Source organism: Aurantiacibacter atlanticus (assembly GCF_001077815.2).
In the GTDB taxonomy this organism is placed as follows: Bacteria; Pseudomonadota; Alphaproteobacteria; order Sphingomonadales; family Sphingomonadaceae; genus Alteraurantiacibacter; species Alteraurantiacibacter atlanticus.
In genome coordinates, this window is sequence record NZ_CP011310.1 from 461,490 (window position 1) to 481,860 (window position 20,371).

Annotated in this window: 23 protein-coding genes; 16 read left to right on the forward strand and 7 right to left on the reverse strand. The window is 59.5% G+C overall.

The window, feature by feature from the left end; all coding sequences use genetic code 11:
• Positions 1-100: 100 nt before the first annotated feature.
• The gene (locus CP97_RS02270; protein ID WP_048884618.1) at positions 101-307 is read right to left on the reverse strand and encodes a DUF1192 domain-containing protein; all 207 of its coding nucleotides are present in this window, start codon (positions 305-307) and stop codon (positions 101-103) included.
• 125 nt (positions 308-432) lie between these two features.
• On the opposite strand from CP97_RS02270, the gene CP97_RS02275 reads away from it, so the two are divergent.
• The 4 genes from CP97_RS02275 to CP97_RS02290 all read left to right on the forward strand — a co-directional run bounded on the left by CP97_RS02275 (position 433) and on the right by CP97_RS02290 (position 4,470).
• Entirely contained in the window at positions 433-1,452 is a 1,020-nt protein-coding gene (locus CP97_RS02275) for an NAD(P)H-quinone oxidoreductase (RefSeq protein ID WP_048886635.1), read from the forward strand.
• A 200-nt stretch (positions 1,453-1,652) separates the two neighbouring features.
• Positions 1,653-2,555, forward strand: coding sequence for a UDP-2,3-diacylglucosamine diphosphatase (locus CP97_RS02280; RefSeq protein ID WP_048886636.1), 903 nt, complete (start codon positions 1,653-1,655; stop codon positions 2,553-2,555).
• Positions 2,552-3,601: a glycosyltransferase family 4 protein gene (locus CP97_RS02285; RefSeq protein WP_048884619.1), complete on the forward strand. Its 1,050-nt coding sequence runs from the start codon at positions 2,552-2,554 to the stop codon at positions 3,599-3,601. Before CP97_RS02280 ends, CP97_RS02285 begins: the two co-directional genes overlap by 4 nt.
• Positions 3,602-3,681: 80 nt before the next feature.
• On the forward strand, positions 3,682-4,470 hold the full coding sequence (locus CP97_RS02290) for a DUF1013 domain-containing protein (protein ID WP_048884620.1): 789 nt from the start codon (positions 3,682-3,684) through the stop codon (positions 4,468-4,470).
• 72 nt (positions 4,471-4,542) lie between these two features.
• Here the strand turns inward: CP97_RS02290 and CP97_RS02295 are convergent, their stop codons facing one another.
• Together CP97_RS02295 and CP97_RS02300 are read right to left on the reverse strand one after the other, a co-directional pair.
• Entirely contained in the window at positions 4,543-4,941 is a 399-nt protein-coding gene (locus CP97_RS02295; protein WP_053106673.1) for a bactofilin family protein, read from the reverse strand.
• Positions 4,934-6,133 carry a M23 family metallopeptidase gene (locus tag CP97_RS02300; protein WP_053106499.1) on the reverse strand — a complete coding sequence of 400 codons (1,200 nt, stop codon included), beginning with the start codon at positions 6,131-6,133 and terminating at the stop codon, positions 4,934-4,936. Before CP97_RS02300 ends, CP97_RS02295 begins: the two co-directional genes overlap by 8 nt.
• Before the next feature lie 212 nt (positions 6,134-6,345).
• Here CP97_RS02300 and CP97_RS02305 point away from each other — a divergent pair, with 212 nt between their 5' ends.
• From CP97_RS02305 to CP97_RS02345, 9 genes are all read left to right on the forward strand, one after another.
• Positions 6,346-7,629 (forward strand): glutamate-5-semialdehyde dehydrogenase, encoded by a 1,284-nt coding sequence (locus CP97_RS02305; RefSeq protein WP_048884622.1) that lies wholly within the window; start codon positions 6,346-6,348, stop codon positions 7,627-7,629.
• Entirely contained in the window at positions 7,626-8,282 is a 657-nt protein-coding gene (locus CP97_RS02310; RefSeq protein ID WP_053106501.1) for a nicotinate-nucleotide adenylyltransferase, read from the forward strand. The genes CP97_RS02305 and CP97_RS02310 overlap by 4 nt, the downstream gene beginning before the upstream one ends.
• Before the next feature lie 140 nt (positions 8,283-8,422).
• On the forward strand, positions 8,423-8,809 hold the full coding sequence (gene rsfS / locus CP97_RS02315) for a ribosome silencing factor (RefSeq protein ID WP_048886638.1): 387 nt from the start codon (positions 8,423-8,425) through the stop codon (positions 8,807-8,809).
• Positions 8,810-8,926: 117 nt separating this feature from the next.
• Complete coding sequence (locus CP97_RS02320) at positions 8,927-9,349, forward strand: 23S rRNA (pseudouridine(1915)-N(3))-methyltransferase RlmH (protein ID WP_048884624.1); 423 nt, start codon at positions 8,927-8,929, stop codon at positions 9,347-9,349.
• A 4-nt stretch (positions 9,350-9,353) separates the two neighbouring features.
• Positions 9,354-10,565 (forward strand): murein hydrolase activator EnvC family protein, encoded by a 1,212-nt coding sequence (locus CP97_RS02325; RefSeq protein WP_048884625.1) that lies wholly within the window; start codon positions 9,354-9,356, stop codon positions 10,563-10,565.
• A gap of 119 nt (positions 10,566-10,684) precedes the next feature.
• Positions 10,685-12,022, forward strand: coding sequence for a S41 family peptidase (locus tag CP97_RS02330; protein WP_048884626.1), 1,338 nt, complete (start codon positions 10,685-10,687; stop codon positions 12,020-12,022).
• 67 nt (positions 12,023-12,089) lie between these two features.
• Complete coding sequence (locus tag CP97_RS02335) at positions 12,090-12,545, forward strand: disulfide bond formation protein B (RefSeq protein ID WP_048884627.1); 456 nt, start codon at positions 12,090-12,092, stop codon at positions 12,543-12,545.
• Entirely contained in the window at positions 12,542-13,066 is a 525-nt protein-coding gene (locus CP97_RS02340; protein ID WP_048884628.1) for a demethoxyubiquinone hydroxylase family protein, read from the forward strand. The genes CP97_RS02335 and CP97_RS02340 overlap by 4 nt, the downstream gene beginning before the upstream one ends.
• A gap of 86 nt (positions 13,067-13,152) precedes the next feature.
• A complete protein-coding gene (locus tag CP97_RS02345; RefSeq protein WP_048884629.1) occupies positions 13,153-13,755 on the forward strand; it encodes a hypothetical protein in 603 nt (200 codons plus the stop codon).
• Positions 13,756-13,853: 98 nt separating this feature from the next.
• On the opposite strand, the gene fabI is transcribed toward CP97_RS02345, so the two are convergent.
• From fabI to CP97_RS02360, 3 genes are all read right to left on the reverse strand, one after another.
• Complete coding sequence (gene fabI / locus CP97_RS02350) at positions 13,854-14,657, reverse strand: enoyl-ACP reductase FabI (protein WP_048884630.1); 804 nt, start codon at positions 14,655-14,657, stop codon at positions 13,854-13,856.
• Complete coding sequence (locus CP97_RS02355) at positions 14,654-15,673, reverse strand: YihY/virulence factor BrkB family protein (protein WP_335622377.1); 1,020 nt, start codon at positions 15,671-15,673, stop codon at positions 14,654-14,656. The genes fabI and CP97_RS02355 overlap by 4 nt, the downstream gene beginning before the upstream one ends.
• A gap of 83 nt (positions 15,674-15,756) precedes the next feature.
• Complete coding sequence (locus CP97_RS02360) at positions 15,757-16,740, reverse strand: DnaJ C-terminal domain-containing protein (RefSeq protein WP_048884631.1); 984 nt, start codon at positions 16,738-16,740, stop codon at positions 15,757-15,759.
• A 117-nt stretch (positions 16,741-16,857) separates the two neighbouring features.
• Here CP97_RS02360 and pdxH point away from each other — a divergent pair, with 117 nt between their 5' ends.
• The 3 genes from pdxH to CP97_RS02375 are packed head-to-tail and all read left to right on the forward strand — an operon-like array spanning position 16,858 to position 19,234.
• Complete coding sequence (gene pdxH, locus CP97_RS02365) at positions 16,858-17,484, forward strand: pyridoxamine 5'-phosphate oxidase (protein WP_048884632.1); 627 nt, start codon at positions 16,858-16,860, stop codon at positions 17,482-17,484.
• Positions 17,481-18,416: a cation diffusion facilitator family transporter gene (locus tag CP97_RS02370; RefSeq protein WP_048884633.1), complete on the forward strand. Its 936-nt coding sequence runs from the start codon at positions 17,481-17,483 to the stop codon at positions 18,414-18,416. The genes pdxH and CP97_RS02370 overlap by 4 nt, the downstream gene beginning before the upstream one ends.
• Positions 18,413-19,234, forward strand: coding sequence for a PhzF family phenazine biosynthesis protein (locus tag CP97_RS02375; RefSeq protein WP_048884634.1), 822 nt, complete (start codon positions 18,413-18,415; stop codon positions 19,232-19,234). Before CP97_RS02370 ends, CP97_RS02375 begins: the two co-directional genes overlap by 4 nt.
• On the opposite strand, the gene CP97_RS02380 is transcribed toward CP97_RS02375, so the two are convergent.
• Positions 19,219-20,364, reverse strand: coding sequence for a serine hydrolase domain-containing protein (locus tag CP97_RS02380; protein WP_048884635.1), 1,146 nt, complete (start codon positions 20,362-20,364; stop codon positions 19,219-19,221). The two genes, CP97_RS02375 and CP97_RS02380, sit on opposite strands and share 16 nt — an antisense overlap.
• Positions 20,365-20,371: the final 7 nt, after the last annotated feature.

The following is a 20,371-nucleotide window of genomic DNA, read 5'->3' on the forward strand; positions in this document are numbered from 1 at the left end:
GTTGATGGGCGCATTGGCATGCGCTGGTTGGATTTATCATCGATATGGTGCGCGCCAGCGCAGTTTTGAAGGGTTTGAAAGAGCCAGACAGACGGGCCTGTCACTTCGTATCTTTCGGCTGGAACAGGGCATCGGCGAACCTGCGGTGATCCTCCGCCTTGCCATGATGCGCCTTTACGCGGGCAATTTCCGCTTCGAGCAGGGCAATACGCCCGATCAGCTCGTCCTGCGAATAGCTGTCGAGCGGCTCTGCCCGAAGCTGGTTTGCGGCATCTGACCGCATCCTGGGAAGGTTATCGTCTTCCATCGCAATACAACATTCCCTTGCACCGGCTTGCTGTCAATGGTGCTGATCCCTAGGAGCGGGGAAATTGACGGGGAATTGGCAGGCCTGTGGCCTGGCCATCACACAGCAGGAAGATGGGGACACCAATGGCCAGCGAAATGCCAGAGATCCGATTACCGGACGAAATGTCGGCGGTGGAAATCAGCGCGCCGGGTGGTCCTGAAATGCTGCAACTTGCCACCCGTCCCGTCCCGCGCCCCGAAGCGGGCGAAATACTCGTCCGGGTGAGCCATGCAGGCGTAAATCGCCCCGATTGCCTGCAAAGAAAGGGTGTCTATCCGCCGCCTCCGGGTGCTTCTGACTTGCCAGGGCTGGAAGTCGCGGGCGAGGTGGTGCAGCTGGGCGAAGGTGTGGACGAAGGTGAATTGGGCAAGCGTATCTGTGCATTGGTCAATGGTGGGGGCTATGCGCAATATTGCATCGTGCGCCCGGAACATTGCCTGCCCGTCCCCGATGACATGGAGATGGAAAAAGCTGCGGCGATGCCCGAAACGCTGTTTACCGTGTGGCACAATGTTTTCCAGCGCGGCTATGCCCGCGATGGCGAAGTGCTGCTGGTTCATGGCGGCACGTCGGGTATCGGCACAACCGCGATTGCGCTGGCCAATCTGTTCGGTCTGACCGTGATTGTCACCTGCGGGACGGATGAAAAATGCGCCGCCGCCCGAGATCTGGGCGCAGATCACGCGATCAATTACAAGACACAGGATTTTTCCGCCCGCGTGCGTGAGATTACGCAAGGGGCCGGTTGTGATGTGATCCTTGATATGGTTGCAGGCGACTATACGCAGCGCAATCTCGATTGCCTTGCAGAAGACGGACGGCTTGTCGTGATTGCGGTGCAGGGTGGCACGCGGTCGGAGATTGCCATGCACAAGCTGATGATGAAGCGGCACACCATCACCGGATCGACCCTGCGCCCGCGTTCCAATGTGTTCAAGGGCCTGGTGGCGGATGAATTGTTTCGCGAGGTCTGGCCGCTGGCCGAACGCGGGCAGTTGCTGCCGCAGATGGACCGCGTCTTCCCGCTGGCCGAGGCGGCCGCCGCCCATGCCCGGATGGAAGCAGGTGAACATGTCGGGAAAATCGTTCTCGCCATGCCCTGAGCGAGTAGCTGCTGGCACAAAGCGCTGCCTCACAATGTTCACATTGTCGCTCAATTGCCGCGAAACTGCGATTCGCATGTCATAATTCACGTGCATCTACCCGAAGCTAGGAACGCAGCTTCAGGGGGCATGGCGATATGTTTGGCGGCTATCTCGCAGGCGAAATTGGTAATAGCGGTTTATCAGCCAATGAAAGGGACATGTCTGCGGACAAGGGCGCTGCGCTGGCTGCACTGGCCGATATTGCGGCGCGCGCGCCCTCTGTCCCGGAACGATCACCACAGGGCAGGCGTAAATATCGCACCGTGTGGATTTCGGATGTCCATCTGGGCACCAAGGGATGCAATGCAAACCTGCTGATAGATTTCCTCGACAGCGTCGATAGCGAAACCATGTATCTGGTTGGCGACATTATCGATGGATGGCGACTGAAGAAGAAGTTCTACTGGCCGAGCGAGCACAATGACATTGTCTGGCGGCTGCTCAAGCGCGCACGGCGCGGCACGCGCATTGTCTATATTCCCGGTAATCATGATGAGATGTTTCGCCAGTTCACCGGGCTGAACTTTGGCGGCATAGAAATCCGTCGCGCCGCTTTTCACGATACCGCCGATGGACGGCGACTGATGGTGCTGCATGGCGATGAATTCGATGCCGTCATGCTGTCACACCGCTGGCTCGCCTTCGTGGGCGATGCGGCATATCACCTCGTGATGGGCCTCAACCGCTGGGTCAATCTGACGCGCCGTGCGCTGGATCTGCCTTATTGGTCGCTCAGCAAGATGGCCAAGCATAAGGTCAAGAACGCGGTCGAATTCATCGGGAAATATGAAGAGGTGGTTGCTCGCGCCGCTGGCGAACGCGGCGTGGATGGCGTGGTCTGTGGCCACATCCACACGGCCGAACACCGCATGTTCGAACATGATAACCGGCACATCGAATATTGGAACGATGGCGATTGGGTTGAAGGGTGCAACGCTCTGGTCGAACATGCAGACGGGCGGATGGAAATACTCCACTGGCCCGATGAGGTCGCCCGGCGCGAGGCGGCCCATGAAGCGGACCAGCCCAAGGCTCCGCCTGTCATGGTGGAGGCGGCATGAGAATCGCTCTTATTACCGATGCATGGCATCCGCAGGTCAACGGCGTGGTGCGCACGTTGACAACGGTGATGGGGGCGCTGCTGCAGCGCGGCCATGTCGTGCAGGTGATCGCGCCCGATCAGTTTCGCAACATCGCGGCCCCCTCCTATCCTGAGATTCGGCTAGCTCTTGCAGGCGCGGGGCAAGTAGGCCGAAAAATTTCGCAATTCGCGCCCGATTCGATCCACATCGCGACCGAGGGGCCGCTGGGCTGGGCAGCGCGGCGCCATTGCCTGCGCGAAGGCCGGGCCTTTACGACCGCCTATCACACGCAATTTCCCGAATATCTTGCGCGGCGCACGCATTTGCCTGCCAGCGCGTTCTGGCCAATGATCCGGCATTTCCACCGTCCGGCAGAGCGGATCATGGTGGCGACACGGACAATCCGCGATCAGTTGCGCAATCAGGGGCTGGATCATCTCCACCACTGGAGCCGCGGGGTCGACATAGACATTTTTCATCCTGATCACATGCCTCCGGACATCTATTTCACCTTGCCGCGCCCGATCCAGCTTTATGTCGGGCGCGTCGCCGTGGAGAAGAATATCGAGGCGTTTCTGGCCAATCGCCATCCGGGGTCCAAAGTGGTGGTTGGCGATGGCCCGGCGTTAGCGAAATTGCAGGCGAGGTTTCTGCAGGCGCATTTTCTGGGCCCGCGTTCAGGCAATGATCTTGCCGCATACTATTCCGGGGCAGATGTGCTGGTATTTCCCAGCAAAACCGATACCTTCGGATTGGTGATGATAGAGGCACTGGCGTGTGGCACGCCCGTTGCTGCCTATCCCGTGCCCGGGCCGCTGGATGTATTGGCGGACGACAGCGGAGCGATGGCCGACCAGATCGAAAGCGCCATCGAAAGGGCGCTCTTGCTGGATCGCGATAGCTGTCTTGCCCATGGGCGCAGTTTCAGTTGGGATGCGAGCGCGGACCAGTTCCTTGCAGGCCTGGAAACACTTCGCGAGCCTGATCGCCTGTTCCAAATGATGGCCGCCGAAGCTTTACGGTAAGTCCGGTCGAATGCGGCCAGAGGTGGACTGCGCCCGAACGCTTGCCCATCGGTATCAAACCCTGTAGAAGATCACCGACGATGGCCGTCCCGCAAGGGGCGGCCCTTTTATTTCGGAGACATATCGTGGCTAATCAGCCCAAGCCCCTAATGCCGCATGCGACCGCCAGCTGGCTGGTGGACAACACCGCGCTGAGCTTCACCCAGATCGCAGATTTCTGTGGCCTGCATATCCTCGAAGTTCAGGCCATAGCGGATGATCTGGCCAGTTCCAAATATACCGGTCGCGATCCGGTGCATTCGGGCGAGTTGACGCATGAAGAGATTGAACGCGGGCAGGCCGATCCAGACTATTCACTGGTTATGCAGAAGGCTCCGGTGGATGTCAGCCGGACCAAGGGCCCGCGTTACACGCCGGTCAGCAAGCGGCAGGACAAGCCCGATGGCATCGCGTGGATTCTGCGCAATCATTCGGAAATTTCGGATGCGCAAATTGGCCGCTTGATCGGCACGACACGCAATACGATCAATGCAATCCGAGAGCGCAGCCATTGGAACATTGCCAATATCCAGGCGAAAGATCCGGTAACGCTGGGGTTGTGCTCTCAGCGGGAACTCGATGCAGCCGTCGCCAAGGCGGCCAAGCGTGCTGGCCCCAGTGAAGAAGCGGCAAGCGAGGTGGAAATTGCTGCTCCTGCCGATCCGCGCAATGACAAGGAACGGTTGATCGAGGAATTGCGCCGCGAACGCGAAGAGGCAATATCAGCTGCCGCCCGCGCAGCGCAGGAAGCCGAGGCCGAAGCATGGCTTGAAGCCAAGCGCGAAGCCGAGGCCAACCCCGAACCCGAACCCGGTCCGGATTCGCTCTAAGCGGGCAAAGAAAGGGGGGCCTGCATAGGACCGCCCCTCCTCTCCACTGTTTGTTAATGCTCTTGGTTGGCGTCAGCCAGCGAGCGAAATAGTGCTATCTTTGTCTTTCGGGCCGGCTGTCTTGGGCGACTGTCCCTGCGATCTCTTTGAACCAAGTGGGGCAAAGCGCCCTTCAACCTTGGCACCCTGTTCAATTGTCAGCGTTTCGTAGCTGACATCGCCATCGACAGCGGCGCTCTTGAGCACGACAAGGTCACGCGCTTCGATGCGGCCCGAAACCTGGCCGGAAAGACGTGCGCTCTCGGCCTTGATCTCACCTTCGATACGGCTGCCTTCGCCCTGCATCAGCGATGCGCAGGAAATGTCGCCAACCACCTTGCCGTCGACATGAAGGTCTACTGTCGCCTCTACATTGCCGCGTATGGTTACATCGGGTCCGATAACGGAGAAGGTGCCTCCTGAATTAGCCATCGGTCGCTTCTCCATCTTGGTTGCTGGAATGGTCGGGTGCGAAATCTGCTCTGGCTTCTTCGAGAACATGGGGGGCTGTCTCCAGGAAAGGACGGGGGTTTACAGCACGTCCATTGATGCGCACTTCAAAATGCAAATGCGGCCCGGTCGATCGGCCTGTGCTGCCGATGGCGCCGATCACGTCGCCAGCGGAAACCTTGCCACCGACGCGGGTGTTGAAACGCGACATGTGGGCATAGCGCGTAACCATGCCCGAACCGTGGGTAATCTCGACCACTTTGCCATAGCCCGAATTGACACCAACAAAGCTCACGCGGCCAGCGGCGGCGGCATGGATCGGCGAACCATGTGGGGCGCGAAAATCAAGACCGCTGTGCATCGCTGCCGAGCCGTTGAACGGATCGCTGCGATAGCCAAAGCCGGAAGAGATGGAATTAATGTCAGCCGGCATCACTTGCGGGATGGTTTCAAGGCCACGCTCAAGCGCGCTCATGCGGGCAAGCGAAACGCCGAGGCGTTCAAAGCGGGGATCGATTGTCCCGTCGGCTTCAGTGAAAAGGGATTCGAACGGACCACCCATTGCGGCGCCATTCGTTGCGGCGATGGAGCGCGGATCAAGGCCCAGCGTGCGCATCGCTTCTTCAGCGCGGGCCGACCGGCGATCGGCATAGGATGTCAACATCTCTACCATGGCGAGCTGGCGCGCCTCGACTTCGGCAAGGCCCAATGCTTCGGGGAAGACATTGCGGATCATGCTGATCAATTCTTCGGATTCCGTGCTCGAATCGCTCACCGTGCTATCGGCATCGGAGACGATGTCCGCAGGCAGGACCGAGATCATTTCCTCCAGAAAATCCTGGCGGCGCTGAAGGTCGGCGGCGGTACTGGCGATATCGTCTCGATAGGCGACAAAGCGTTCTTCGGATTGTGCGACCTGCGCTTCGCGTTCCAGCAGCATATTGCGCTCGTTGGAAGACTGATATTGGCTGAATGCCGCGCCAGCCAGGGATATGGCCCAGGCGAGACATATAGCTGCGGCAAGGCCGACAGCAATCATCTGCATGCGTGTGGTAATCGTAATAAAGCGAATCTGGCCTTGCGAGCGCATGAAAAACTCACGCTCGGGAAACCAGCTCCGCAGGCGGTTGTAACCGCTGCCATCTAGTAGCTTATGCAAAACGAACCCGCCCATTGTTTTTTTCAATGGCCCCGGCATACCTTCGAAATGCTTAAGGTCGAGTCCAGCACCCGTTGGTTTGGGGCGAAACGATCTCCCCCCGCGTTGAATCGTTCCGCCGTGTGAAATAATTCTACTTTTTATGGAACGAATCCGCTTCAGCCTGTTTTCGATCGACCTGTAAATGAACCCTGACAGGCCTTGTTGCGGCTGGTAAGGCGCGCCACATGAACGACATGACCACAAAGATAGATAGCCCCGAAACCCCCGAAAAGCTTGTTGAGAGGCTGGCCGAAAAAGGCCGGGCCGCGCAGCGCAAGCTTGCCCGCGCCAGCGATGCGGAAAAGGCCGCTGCCTTGCGCAGTGCCGCTGCCGCGATTCGCGATGCGCAGGGCGAGATTATCGCCGCCAATGACAAGGATATTGCGGCGGCAGAGGCCAATGGACTTTCGGGCGCAATGCTGGATCGGCTCAAGCTTGACGGCTCGCGTCTGGAAGCAATCGCCTCTGCAATTGAAAATGTGGCTTCACTGCCCGATCCGGTTGGCGAAGAAATAGCCCGGTCCAAGGCGCCCGCCGGGATGACGCTGGTACGCCGCCGCATTCCCATTGGCCTGATCGGCATCATTTATGAAAGCCGGCCCAATGTTACCGCAGATGCTGCTGCCCTGTGCCTGCGGTCCGGCAATGCCGCGCTTTTGCGCGGGGGCAGCGAGGCGGTGCATTCCAACCGCGCATTGCACGTAGCCTTTGCCAAAGGCGTTGCGAGTGCCGGTCTGCCTGTCGATGCCATCCAGCTGATGCCAACACAGGATCGCGCCGCGGTTGGCGCAATGCTGAAAGCCGCCGGGTTGATCGACATGATTGTTCCACGCGGTGGCAAGGGGCTGGTCGCGCGTGTGCAGGCGGATGCCCGTGTGCCCGTCCTCGCCCATCTCGACGGTATCTGCCACACCTATATTCACGCCGCTGCCGATCCTGAAATGGCGCGCGAAGTGGCTGTTAACGCCAAGATGCGCCGCACCGGCATTTGCGGTGCGATGGAAACCCTGCTGGTCGATGCCGCCTTCCCCGCCAGTGGCGAAGTGCTCGGCGCGCTGCTTGATAGTGGCTGTGAATTGCGCGGCGATGCCCGCGCGCGAAATATCGATTCGCGCATTAAGGCCGCCACTGCAGAAGATTGGGATACCGAATATCTCGATGCCGTGCTGTCGGTTGCCGTGGTGGATGGCCTGGATGCCGGCATGGCGCATATTGCGCAGCATTCCTCAGGCCATACCGATGTGATCGTCAGCAATGATGAAGATGCGGCGCAGCGCTTTCTGGCGGAAGTCGACAGCGCCATCGTCATGCATAATACCTCCAGTCAATTTGCCGATGGTGGCGAGTTCGGGCTGGGTGCTGAAATCGGTATCGCCACCGGACGGCTTCACGCCCGCGGCCCTGTGGCGTTAGAAGGGCTGACGACATATAAGTGGCAGGTGCTGGGGCAGGGCCAGGCTCGGTCTTGAATCGGATCACTGGTCTATTGGGCGGGAGTTTCAATCCCGCCCATGCCGGCCATCGCCGCATAACGCTGTTCACTATCGCTGCGCTGGGACTTGATGAGGCGTGGTGGATGGTTTCGCCCGGCAATCCGCTGAAGCCGAAGGAGGGCATGGCGCCGCTCACCGCAAGGGTAAAATCGGCCAAGCGGATGAGCCGCAATGCGCCCATCCGCGTCACTGCGATTGAACAGCAATTGCGCACTCGCTTTACAATAGATACTCTGCGCGTCCTGAAACGCCGCTATCCCAAACGCCGTTTCGTGTGGCTTATGGGGTCCGATAATCTTGCCCAGTTTCACAGGTGGAAAGACTGGCGGCGTATCGCGCAGGAAATGCCCATTGCCGTGATTGCGCGGCCAAGCTATGAAGATGATGCAATTGCGAGCCCCGCAATGGCCTGGCTGCGGAACCACCGGTTGTCCGCTGCTGGATTCAGAAACCGGCGCGAATGGAGCGCACCTGCGCTGATAGAACTGCGTTTCGATCCCGATCCGCGTTCGGCAACACAGATACGCCGGGCGGATCCTCGCTGGGCAGATGGCTATCAAGGCCCTGTGCCCCGGGACGAGGTGACGCATTCCCTTATCTTCGACCAATCCGGAGGAAACGCGGCATGACGCGGCATTTCCTTGCGGAACAGGCCGCCATTCCCATCGTTCCAGGAGCATGATCACAAGCGATGTCCAAGGCCAGCACCCCAGCGCCCTCTGGCGCGAAGACGCCTGTCCATATCACCGCTTCAACACTGATCCCCACCATGCCTGATACTATTGAAACCATTCCCGCAGAGCCGGGTTCATTGCACGAAATGATCCTCCAGCAACTGGATGACGACCAGGCGCAGGACGTTGTCTCCATCCCGCTCGAAGGCAAAAGCTCGATTGCCGACCACATGGTCATCGCTTCGGGCCGTTCCACGCGGCAGGTTGCCGCCATGGCCCAGAAACTCGCCGAAAAGATCAAGCACAGGGGCGAACCTTCTCCGCGCGTTGAAGGCCTGCCAGCAGCAGACTGGGTCCTGATCGATGCCGGCGACGTGGTGGTTCACTTGTTCCGCCCCGAAGTACGCGGCTTTTACAATCTTGAACGGATGTGGGGCTTTGGCGAGGAACCGGATGCCAAGCGCAAGATGGGCAGTGCCTGAAATCTTGCGGGCAGGGGGGGCTTGCCCGCATCAGCCGCTTTGCCAACGGGCTTCGTCTAACCGGCTTCAGCACCACAAATAGGTTCACGTTGCTTCTTGGCGCTCTATAGGTGCGTCATGCTTCTCCATGTCATCGCCCGCGGCAAGATTGCCCGTTCGCCCGAAGCGGAGCTGGTGGATCGGTATGCAAAGCGGCTGACATGGCCCCATAAGCTCACCGAATTGCCGGAAACCGGCGGTCGCATTCCCGAACCGGTTACGCCGTTCAAGACCGTGTTGCTGGATGAAAAGGGCAAGAATCTCGGCTCGCAGGATCTTGCGACTACGCTGGAAAGCTGGCGCGATTCGGGTATGCGCGAATGCCGCTTTGTTATTGGCGCGGCAGATGGGCATTCGGACGCAGAGCGGGCGGAGGCCGATCTGCTTATCTCTTTCGGCGCGGCCACCTGGCCACATTTGCTTGCCCGCGCCATGCTGATGGAACAATTGTTCCGCGCCACCAGCATACTTGCGGGCCATCCCTATCATCGGGCAGGATAGGCAGGTGCACCGTGCCCTTCTCCTCGCAGGCTCCGCCCTCCTGTTTGCCGCTGCGGCCTGGGGGCAGAGCGCGCCGCAATTCGATAGCTCCGCTGAAACGCGTGAGGCATTGGTGCAGGCGCTGGCAGAGAGCCGCGCCGCCGAAGCGCGTTCGCAAACACTGGAGGCAGAGGCGGCACTGGCAGAAAATTCTGCAGAGCGTGCCGCGCGCGAATCGGCCGCACTTGCCGCGCGAATCCAGCAGGCCGAAGCAGGCATTGCTGCCGCCCGCGCCCGCATGGCCATCGTTGACAAGGAACGCGATGATCTGCGGGAGATGCTGGGCGAGGAACAGCGCCCACTCGTCCGCCTGACAGCCGCGCTTCAGCAATTTTCGCGCCGTCCTGTCGCGCTATCGGTGCTGAGGCCGGGTGAAGTGCGCGATCTCGTCTATCTGCGCTCCATGCTGCACAATACGGTGCCAAGGGTGCGGGTAAGCACTGCGGGATTGCGCAACCAGCTCGCCCGGGCGGCTGAATTGCGCCGAGAGGCAGGGGTCGCAGCCGAGACGTTGAAGGCAGAGGAGCAGTCGCTGGGTGAGCGCCGCGCCGCGCTGGCCAAAGTTGAAACGCGTGAACGTCTTGCCGCGCGCGCAGTCGCCAGTGAAGCTAGCCGGGAGGCAGACCGCGCGCTCGCTCTGAGCGAACAGGTGCGCGATCTGGATGGGCTGGTTGACGAACTGGATCGCGCTGCTGCGCTGCGCCAGCGCCTCGCCGCGCTGCCAGGGCCAAAATTGCGCCCCGCTGCACCAGAAGGCTCAGTCGTGGTCGATGGAGGTATCGCTGACGCCGCATCCGATGCAGGCGATAGCAATGCGCCTTCGCCTTACATCCTGCCGGTGACGGGGCGCACGCTTGTCGGCTTTGGTGCGCCGCTTGATGCGGGCCTCAGCCAGGGGCTCACGCTTGGTCCGCTCGCCGGGGCACAGGTGGTCGCGCCCGCCAGTGGGCGCATTGCCTTTGCCGGACCGTATCGCGGATATGGCCAGATCGTCATTATCGAGCATTCTGGCGGATGGACCAGCCTTGTCACCGGACTTGCAGGCAAAACCGTGACTGTTGGAGAGGAAGTCGTCCTGGGATCGCCGATCGGCGTTGCAGGCCCGAGTAGGCCAAGCGTGTCGCTGGAACTGCGCCGTGGCGGAGAGCCGGTCAATCCGCTGCATTACACCGGCTGATCCAGTCAGACCCTTTTCAGCCCCTTCTGGCCGCTGTGTGATCTTGCACATCTGGCGTTAAGCACTGCCATGCGATAGGACGAAGCTGGGACATATTCCTGACAGGAACAATCAAGACCATGAAATTCGCTCCCGCAATCCGCGCCGCTGCCCTGTGCACTGCTGTCGCTCTCCTGCCCGCCACAACGGCTGGCTTCGCGCAGGTCGAAGGCCGTGCATCGCCGGAATTCGCTCGTCTGTTTGCGACCTATCAGCGGATCAAGGCCAGCTATGTCGAACCGGTAGAGGACGAGGTGCTGATTCGCGGCGCGATTGACGGGATGCTGGGCGCGCTCGATCCACATTCTTCCTATATCGATGGTGCTGCGATGCAACGCCTCAACACCATGATCGACGGCAATTACCAGGGTCTGGGCATATCGGTGCAGATGGAGGACGGCGCGGTAAAGGTTGTTTCTCCCTTCCGTGGCAGTCCGGCCGATCAGGCGGGGATCAAGGCGGGCGATTACATCACCCATATCAATGGTGATCTGATTGTCGGACTGGAAATTGATCAGGCCGTTGCGCAAATGCGCGGCCCGGCGGGTAGCGACATTGAACTCACTATTTTCCGCCCCGGCCGTGAAGACAGTTTCGAACTGACGGTGACGCGCGGCGTGATTGAGCTGGAGCCTGTTACCTGGGACCTGATGGACGGCAACATAGGCCACATCTCGGTCAATGAATTTTCCGCAGATGTCGGCGCCGATGTGCGCAAGGGCCTGCGTGAATTGCAGGAACAGGCGACCGGGCATTTGGTCGGGCTGGTGCTCGATCTGCGCCGCAATCCGGGCGGGTCGCTTGATGAGGCGGTGGCACTTTCAGACCTGTTCCTGTCCGACGGACAGATTGTTTCGCAACGCGGGCGCACCAGCCGCGACACCATCTTTTATGATGCCGAAACCGTCTATCGCGGCGATGTGGCAGAAGATTTGCCGATCATTGTTCTGATTGATGAAGGCTCTGCCTCGGCAAGTGAGATTGTTGCAGGCGCGTTGCAGGATCATCGTCGCGCACTGGTGATGGGCGAACGCAGTTTCGGCAAGGGCAGCGTGCAGACGCTGCTTCCGCTGACCCGTGATTCGGCGCTGAAGCTGACTACGGCGCGTTATTACACGCCGTCTGGCCGCAGCGTGCAGGAGGGCGGCATTGCACCCGATATTCGTGTGCCGCAATTGTCGGATCCTGACGCTGAAAGACGTCAGCGGCTAGCCCTTCGAGAAAGCGATCTGCGTGGGCATCTGATCAACGAAATCGGCGTGGAAGACGATGCGCTGATGCGTGACAGGCTGGATGATCCGCGGTTCCAGCTTACTGCTGCAGAGCTTGAAGAAATGGGTGTGGATGATTTCCAGCTTGATTACGCTGTGCGGACGCTCCGCCGAACCGGTGGCACCAATATCGCCAGGCGTCCGTAACGGGCTCGCTTTGAAACAACTCTTCGAGGGGTTGTGAATGGCTGTGTGAAGGCCGATAGATGCGAGCATGGATGTGACACTTGATGCCTCCGACAGGCTTGCCCGGCTGCTGGCATTCGCCATCCCTGCCCTGCTGTTGTCAGGAGCCCTTATCTCGGAACATGTTTTCGGCCTGTATCCTTGCGAAATGTGCTGGTGGCAACGCTATGGCCACATTGCGGCCATCGGCTTGGCTTTTCTTGGCGCCATAGCGCCGCAACCGCGCCTGTGGGTCGGCTTGGCAGCGCTCGCCATCGCGGTCTCCGGATTGATCGGCGTGGCCCATGTTGGTGTGGAATATGGCTGGTGGCAGGGCATCACCGCCTGCTCTAGCGACGATTTCAATTCCTTCGTCCTCGTCCGCTGCGACAAGGCCGAGTGGACCTTATGGGGCATCTCGCTGGCCGGATGGAACGCGCTATTCTCACTTGGTGGAGCAATGGCCATCTGGGCGTTGCTACTCGTAAAGGAGAAAGCCGCATGACCATATTGAAAGACCGTGCAAGGATGATTCGCGTGGATCAGGCCGGTGAATTTGGCGCCACGCGTATTTATGCCGGCCAATTGGCCGTGATGGGTGATCGCGGGCCGCAATCGGCAGAAATCCGCGGTATGGCAGAACAGGAAGCGGGCCATCGGGCAGAGTTTGATGCACTGATGGCGCGGCGCGGCGTGCGCCCTACAGTGCTCGAACCATTCTGGAATATTGCGGGATTTGCGCTTGGCGCGGGAACGGCTCTGATCGGCCCGGAAGCGGCGATGGCATGCACGGCTGCGGTCGAAACCGAAATAGACAATCATTATTCGCAGCAGCTGGACGAGCTGGAGAAGGATGATGACGACCCCGAGCTCGCCGCCATGATTGACCGTTTCCGCGAGGATGAGCGGGAGCACCGCGATGCGGCTTTGGCGGCAGGGGCGGAAAAAGCGCCCGCCTACCCCTTGCTGTCCGCCGCCATCCGGCTGGGATGCAGGGCGGCTATCCGGCTGTCCGAACGAATCTGATCTTACCATGGAAACCAGCGTGCTTCATCGCGCGTTAAACCCACAAGGCGCTGTGTGAGCGCCAAGCCAATTTGCCGAGGACCGTCATGACCCGTTTGCTTACTCTTTCCGCCGCCACCGCAATAGCTTTTGCGCTAACCGGCGTGCCCGCCGCCGCGCAGGACCAGGGCGGAGACAAGGTCAATCAGGTTATCATCTTCGGCGAGGATGAATGCCCGCAATCCGATGGTAACACGATCACCGTCTGCGCGCGGCTCGATGAAAGCGAACGTTATCGCATACCGCCGCGCCTCCGCCAGAGCGGATCGCCCGAAAATCAGAGCTGGACCCGCCGCGCCGAAAGTCTTGAAGCGGTCGGCGATTTCGGTCCGCTAAGCTGCACACCTGTGGGTGCAGGGGGCGATCTTGGCTGCACAATGGAAATGATCGAGAAAGCCTATGCGGAGCGTGCGCAGGGCAGCGATGTGCGTATGGCGGAATTGATCGCGGCTGCTCGCGATGAGCGTCTTGCCGAAATTGATGGTGAAGCAGCCGCGACGCAGGCCCGCGTGGAGGAATTGGAGCGCGCCGAGTTTGAGCGCCGCCGTGCCGCGCAGGAAGAGACACTGGAAGGCGAGGGAGCGGATCTGCCGGAACTCGTCGATCCCGAAGATATCCCCGCTACGCCCCCGGCCACCCCGCAACAGTAACACTGCTAACAGCCGGTCTGCGGGTTTATCGCAAAGCCGGCTGAAGATGTGCATTCGTACGAAACTCGTTACCCACGGGGGATGGTGGAGCATCCGGCTCAGGTGAGCGCAATATCCGGCGCGTCTTCCTGCTTCATGCCTACAACGTGATAACCCGCATCGACATGGTGGGTTTCCCCCGTCACGCCCGATGAAAGATCGGAACACAGATACAGGCCAGCACCGCCCACGTCTTCGATCGTCACGTTGCGGCGCAGCGGCGCATTCAACTCGTTCCATTTGAGGATATAGCGGAAATCGCCAATGCCACTGGCGGCCAGCGTCTTGATCGGACCTGCGCTGATCGCGTTGACGCGAATGTTTTCAGGCCCCAGGTCATTGGCAAGATATTGCACGCTGGTTTCCAGCGCCGCCTTTGCCACACCCATGACATTGTAATGCGGCACAACTTTTTCAGCGCCATAATGGGTCAGCGTCACGATGCTGCCACCGTCACGCATCAACGGGCGCGCACGCTTGGCCACGGCCACCAGCGAATAGGCAGAGATATTCATCGTCATCAGGAAGTTTTCGAGACTGGTATCGACATATTCGCCGCGCAGTTCGTTTTTGTCCGAAAAGCCGATCGCATGGATCAGAAAATCCATCTTGCCCCAGCGTTTCTCGATCTGGGCAAAGGCTTCGTCCATCGCGCCCATGTCCGATACGTCGCAATCGATCAGGAAATCGCTGCCGACCTGCTCTGCCAGTGGAGCGACGCGCTTTTTCAATGCCTCTCCCTGATAGGAGAAAGCCAGTTCGGCACCGGCTTCACGCAGCATTTGTGCAATGCCCCAGGCCAGCGATCTGTCGTTGGCCAACCCCATGATGAGACCCTTTTTGCCTGCCATCAGCCCCGTCATGCATCAATGTCCTTCTCGTCTCGATTCATTGTGATTTCTGTTGCGCCGCCGCCCAGGCGGACACCTTCTTCCTCTGGCGTTTCCGCCAGCGCAGCATTCAGTTCTGCACCGGCAACCATTCCTAAGCCTACCAGCCAGAAAAAGAAAAGCGCGATCATGAACCCGGCCAGCGAACCATAGGTCAGATCGTAGGCAAACAGGCTGCGCAATACCGGCGGCAGAGCGATTGTCACCATTATCCACCACACCGTCACCAGCAAGGCACCTGGCCATTTGGGATAGCGTTTCGTGCGATATTTGCTGGGTGTCAGAGCGATGAAAAGCATGAAGAGTGAACTGTAAAGACCAATGGCAGGAATGATGCGTGACCAAGCCAGCCTGCCCAATGCCTTCGTCAAATCAGGAAAATAGGCCGCGATGACCTCCTGCGCGGCGCCAATCATGACCTGCGCAATAAGTGACAGCATCAGCAGCAATACTGCACCGATAATGATCCCGCTCGACAGGATGCGATATTTCCAGAAAGCCTGTGAAGGGTGTGTTCCGTAGGCGCGACGGAGAATATCGCGGATCGTCTCGATCAGGCTGCCCACCGTCCACAAACCCACTACCCCGCCGACCCACAATAACCAGCCGCTGCGCGCTTCAACGACGTTGCGCGCCACCGGGCCAATCACTTCGCCGACCACGGGGGGAAAGGCTGTAATAATGGTATTGATGGTTGCGGCGCGATCGGCCTCATCACCGATGGCGGAAAAAATGGCAGCGGCCGTGATGAAAAACGGGAAAATGGCGAGCACGGACATATAGGCAAGGTTGCCTGCGTGGATTGTGCCATCATTATAAATCCCGACAAGCACTCGTTTGGCGACCTCGAAGGTGCTCCTGGGAAGGGAGGGTTCGTCGAAAGCTTCCTCTGCGCAAGCGCCAGCCAATGCCACCTTGCGGCGCGCCTCGGGCGAATAATCGGATGGGCGCGATTTCGCCTTTGCTGTCTGTTCGATTGGTCCGGACACTGCCATCGCCATAGACTTCTATCAGGCCGCAAGCGCGTGTCGAGCGCGCATCATGCTCTGCCAGTGCAGAAGGAAACCCTGCCTCAAACGCCCATATCGGCACGAGGATTTCCTGTATCGCGCCAATCCGACAGTTTTTCGGTTAGTTGAGTGAGATCATCGGGAAGCTGAATTTCCAGCGTGACAAGCTGATCCCCGCGACTGCCCCCCTTGCGAGAAAAGCCCTTTCCTTTCAACCGCAGCACCTTGCCCGAGCTGGAGCCTGGAGCGATTGTCAGCATCACCGCGCCATCTACCGTCGGCACCTTCACCTTGCTACCGTTCACCGCCTCGTCCAGCGTGATGGGCAGATCGAGCCTTACATCGTCTCGGTCACGCCAGAAGTAGGCGTGTGGCTGGATACTGATGACTACGATACCGTCACCAAAACCGCCCTGTCCCTGCTGCCCCTTGCCCTTGAGGCGCATCTGCGTACCGTCTTCCACGCCTTCCGGAAGCGCAAGGTCTATTGTCTTGCCATCGGCAAGCGTGATGCGCTGCTTGGCGCGAGAGGCGGCATCAACAAAGGGTACGTTCAGCTTGTAGCGGACATCTGCTCCCTTGCGTGGCGGTGGCGGCTGGCGAAAACCGCCTGCATTTCCGGCACCACCCATACCGGCGCGCGCATCACCTGGCCCGCCGCGCCCGAACAGCCCTTCGAACAGGTCGCCAATATCGAGATCGTCCGCGCCAAATCCCTGGAAATCGCGCGAGGAATAGCCGTTTGGCCCACCACCGGGGCGCCCTCCGCCAAAACCGGCACCAGCACCGCCACCTGCACCACCCATGCCAAAAGGCATGGCGGGGTTGCCGTCAGCATCGATTTCACCACGGTCAAATTGCGCCCGCTTATCCTTGTCGGAAAGCAGATCATAAGCGTGGGTGACCTTGGAAAACCGTTCGGTCGCCTGCGGATTGTCTTTGTTCTTGTCGGGATGCAATTCCTTGGCGAGCTTGCGATAAGCGGACTTGATGTCCTTTTCGCTCGCGGAACGGCTCACACCGAGAGTTGTATATGGGTCTGCCATAGCGTGTTAGCTAGTTATGACAGCACATTGTGGCAAGCCGTAACACTTTCCTGTCGCGCAGCAGCGGGCTAGAGACGCAAGGATGAGGGCAATTTTTGCACACGTGAACTACCGCATATGACCAGAGCTGATACATCCATTCCGGCATCCGTCGATCCATTCGATCTGTTCGATGAATGGTTTGCCGAAGCGCAGGGCAGCGAGCCCAATGATGCCAATGCCATGGCACTTGCCACTGCCACGCACGCAGGGGCGCCTTCGGTGCGCATGGTGTTGCTGAAAGAACATGGGGCAGGTTTGGGCGAAAACGGCGGTTTCGTGTTCTACACTAACGCGCAAAGCCGCAAGGGTGCTGAAATTCGCGCCAATCCGCAGGCAGCCCTGTTATTCCACTGGAAAAGCCTGCGCCGCCAGATCCGTATAGAAGGCGCTCTGACCGAAGTGAGCAGCACGCAAGCTGATGCCTATTTCCAATCTCGCCCTTTCGTCAGCCAGGTTGGATCAGCTGCAAGCGACCAGTCGCAGCCGCTTGATGACAGGGAAACTTATCTAACACGGGTGCAGGCGCTGGAGAAGCGATATGCAGACGCGGGGCGGGTTCCTCGCCCACCGGAATGGACAGGTTTCCGCCTTGAACCTGCAGGAATGGAGTTTTGGCGGGACCGACCCAATCGCCTGCACGAGAGGCGTAAATTTGTCCGCGGCGAAGCTGGTAAATGGGCCAGCACCTTATTGTATCCATGAGTAACGACAGGGCCTCTCTGACACGAAGCGCTGCCTTTGCATCAATTGCGATGGCGTTGTTCCTGGGCGCGCTGAAGGGGTGGGCCGTCTGGCAGACGAGTTCGACTGCCATGCTTGGCAGTCTGGCCGATACTGCGCTCGATTTCGTTGCCAGTCTTGCCACGCTGGCCGGTGTGTGGATTGCCGCGCAACCTGCGGATAATGATCACCGGTTCGGCCACGGCAAGGCGGAATCGCTGGCAGCAGTGTTCCAGGTGATCCTGATCGTGCTGTCAGCTAGCGCGATAGCCTTTCGCGCTGTCTTGCGATTGGCCCAAGGTGGTGAAACGCGCGCGGCAGAACAAGGCATCACGGTTTCCATCATCGCCATTATCGCCACGCTGGCACTGGTTGCCTGGCAGCGGCACGTGGTGAAACGCACTGGTTCCATCGCCATCCACACGGACAGCGTGCATTATCAATCTGACTTGTTTCTCAACATGGCGGTTATCGCCGCACTTGTTCTGGACCAGTATATGGGAATGGCGATGGCAGACCCGCTGTTCGGCCTCGCCATTTCGGCATGGCTCCTGTGGAATGCCTGGTCCGCTTCCACCGAGGCAATCGACAATTTGATGGACAGGGAGTGGCCGGAAGATCGCCGTCAGGCCTTTGTCGAGCGGGCAGCGGGCCATCCGGAACTGGCCAAGATGCATGATCTGCGCACGCGCACCAGCGGGGCACAGGATTTCGCGCAGTTCCATGTGAATTTGCCAGCCGAGATGACGGTGGAACAGGCCCATGATATTATTGAAAGGGTGGAACATGATCTGCTGTCCGCCTTTCCCAATACAGAGATCCTGATCCACATCGATCCGGATGGCCATGTGGACGAACCGAATAACCAGCTTGTCGAGCAGGATGAATTCAAAAGGCTGAAAGAAGATAAATGAACGGACGCGGTTCCATACCCTATTGGCACATCGATGCCTTTGCTCTCGCACCATTCGGCGGAAATCAGGCGGCAGTGGTCATCTTGGATGCCTGGCCGAGCGATGATATGATGCGTTCCATCGCTGCCGAAAACATGTTTGCGGAAACCGCCTTCCTCGTCGAAACTCCGGAAGGGCAGGCCGATTACGCCTTGCGCTGGTTCACCCCGACCGCGGAAGTGGCCCTGTGCGGCCATGCCACGCTCGCATCCGGACACGCCATATTGTCGTCTGACGATCGCCGCGACAGCGTGACTTTCTCAACCCGACAGGCGGACATATTGGAAGTGGTGCGTGCGGCGGAAAGTTATGAACTTGCGCTTCCGGCCATTCCCACCCGTCAGGAGCCTTACGTTGTGGCCGCTGCGCTATTGGGAGCAGAGCCGCTGGAAGTGTGGCGTAATCCCGATGGTTACAACATCTTCCTCTATCCCGATGCCGAAGCAATCCGCGCGCTGCAACCCGACCTTCGCGGCCTTGCCAAACTGGGAGAGGAACAGTTTATCTGCACTGCGCCCGGACCTGCCGGTTCGATCGATGTCGATGTCGTTAGCCGCGTTTTCGTTCCCGGTGCGGGTGTTGATGAAGACAGCTTCACCGGCTCCGCCCATGCTGTGCTGACACCTTTCTGGACCGCGCGGTTGGGGCGCGAAGAATTTACCGCTTTTCAGGCGTCAGAGCGGGGCGGACATGCAACCTGCCAGCTGGAAGATGATCTCGCCATACTGGGCGGCGACTGCTTTACCATGGTTGAGGGACGCTTCTATCCCGAAGGATAAAGCGCGAAAATCTGCGCCAGCTCGTCCATCAGGGCTGCCCGCTGGGAATCGTCGGTCTTGCCCAGCCTGACGACGGTCAGCCGCTGTTGCGGCGATACAATGACATATTGGCCTTGATGGCCGACCAAGGCAAAGGCGGTGTCTGGTCCCTGTTCGGCAAAAAGATGATCGCGTCTCGTCTCTGAATCGCGGTTAAGCCATAGTTGCGCGCCGTAATCCGGGGCCGCTGGGCTGGGCGTGCGCATTAAATCAATCCAGCCGCGCGGAACGATCTGCGTTCCCAAAGCGGACCGGCCATCGCGCATGAATTCACCAAATCGCGCCCAATCGCGCGCCGTCGCCCATACACTGCTTCCGCCCTGCAATGTGCCTGATGCATCGAATTCTCCGACCAATGATGGCATGTCGAGTGGGACAGCCAGCCGTGCGTCGATAAATTCGCTCATGGCCTCTTGCCGCTGCGTTGCCGTGCCTTCGGGTGCGATCAGATCAGTGGCAATATCGGCGAGTATGACGCTGGTGGGTGTCGAATAGTTGAACGTTGATCCCGGTTCATGCGCCAGCGGTTGCGCCTGCGCCCATGCGGCCATGTCGTCACGGCCATCCATATACATCATGCGCACTGCGGCAGAATTGTAGACCGGTTCTGACATCTCGTCATGCTGCAGGCCGGAACGCATCTGTAACAGGTGGCGCAGGGTAATTTCTCCGCGGGGATCGCCGCTGCGTTGCCAGATCGGCACGGGCGCCGGGTCATTCAGCCGAAGCCTGCCATCTGCGACCATCATCCCAATGATGACACCGGTGACGGTCTTTGCCATCGACCAGCCGACATGGCGCATGTCCGGATCATAGCCATCAGCATAGCGTTCCGCCACGATTTCACCCTTGTGCATGATGACAACCGCGCGCGTTTCACCCAGTCCGGGCAGGACGAAGAGATCATCCACGGCGCGGGCCAGCGCCTCTCGAGAGATGCCCGGTTCCACGACAACGGTTTCCAGCACCTCGGGATCTATCGGCGGTTCAGGGGGAGGTCCATCCTGAGAACAGGCAGAAATCGCCAGCACCAATGCGCTAGCTATTGGCGTAAAAGCAAAGAGGCGGCTAGGGGGTGTGCGGCGCGGCATGAGCGCG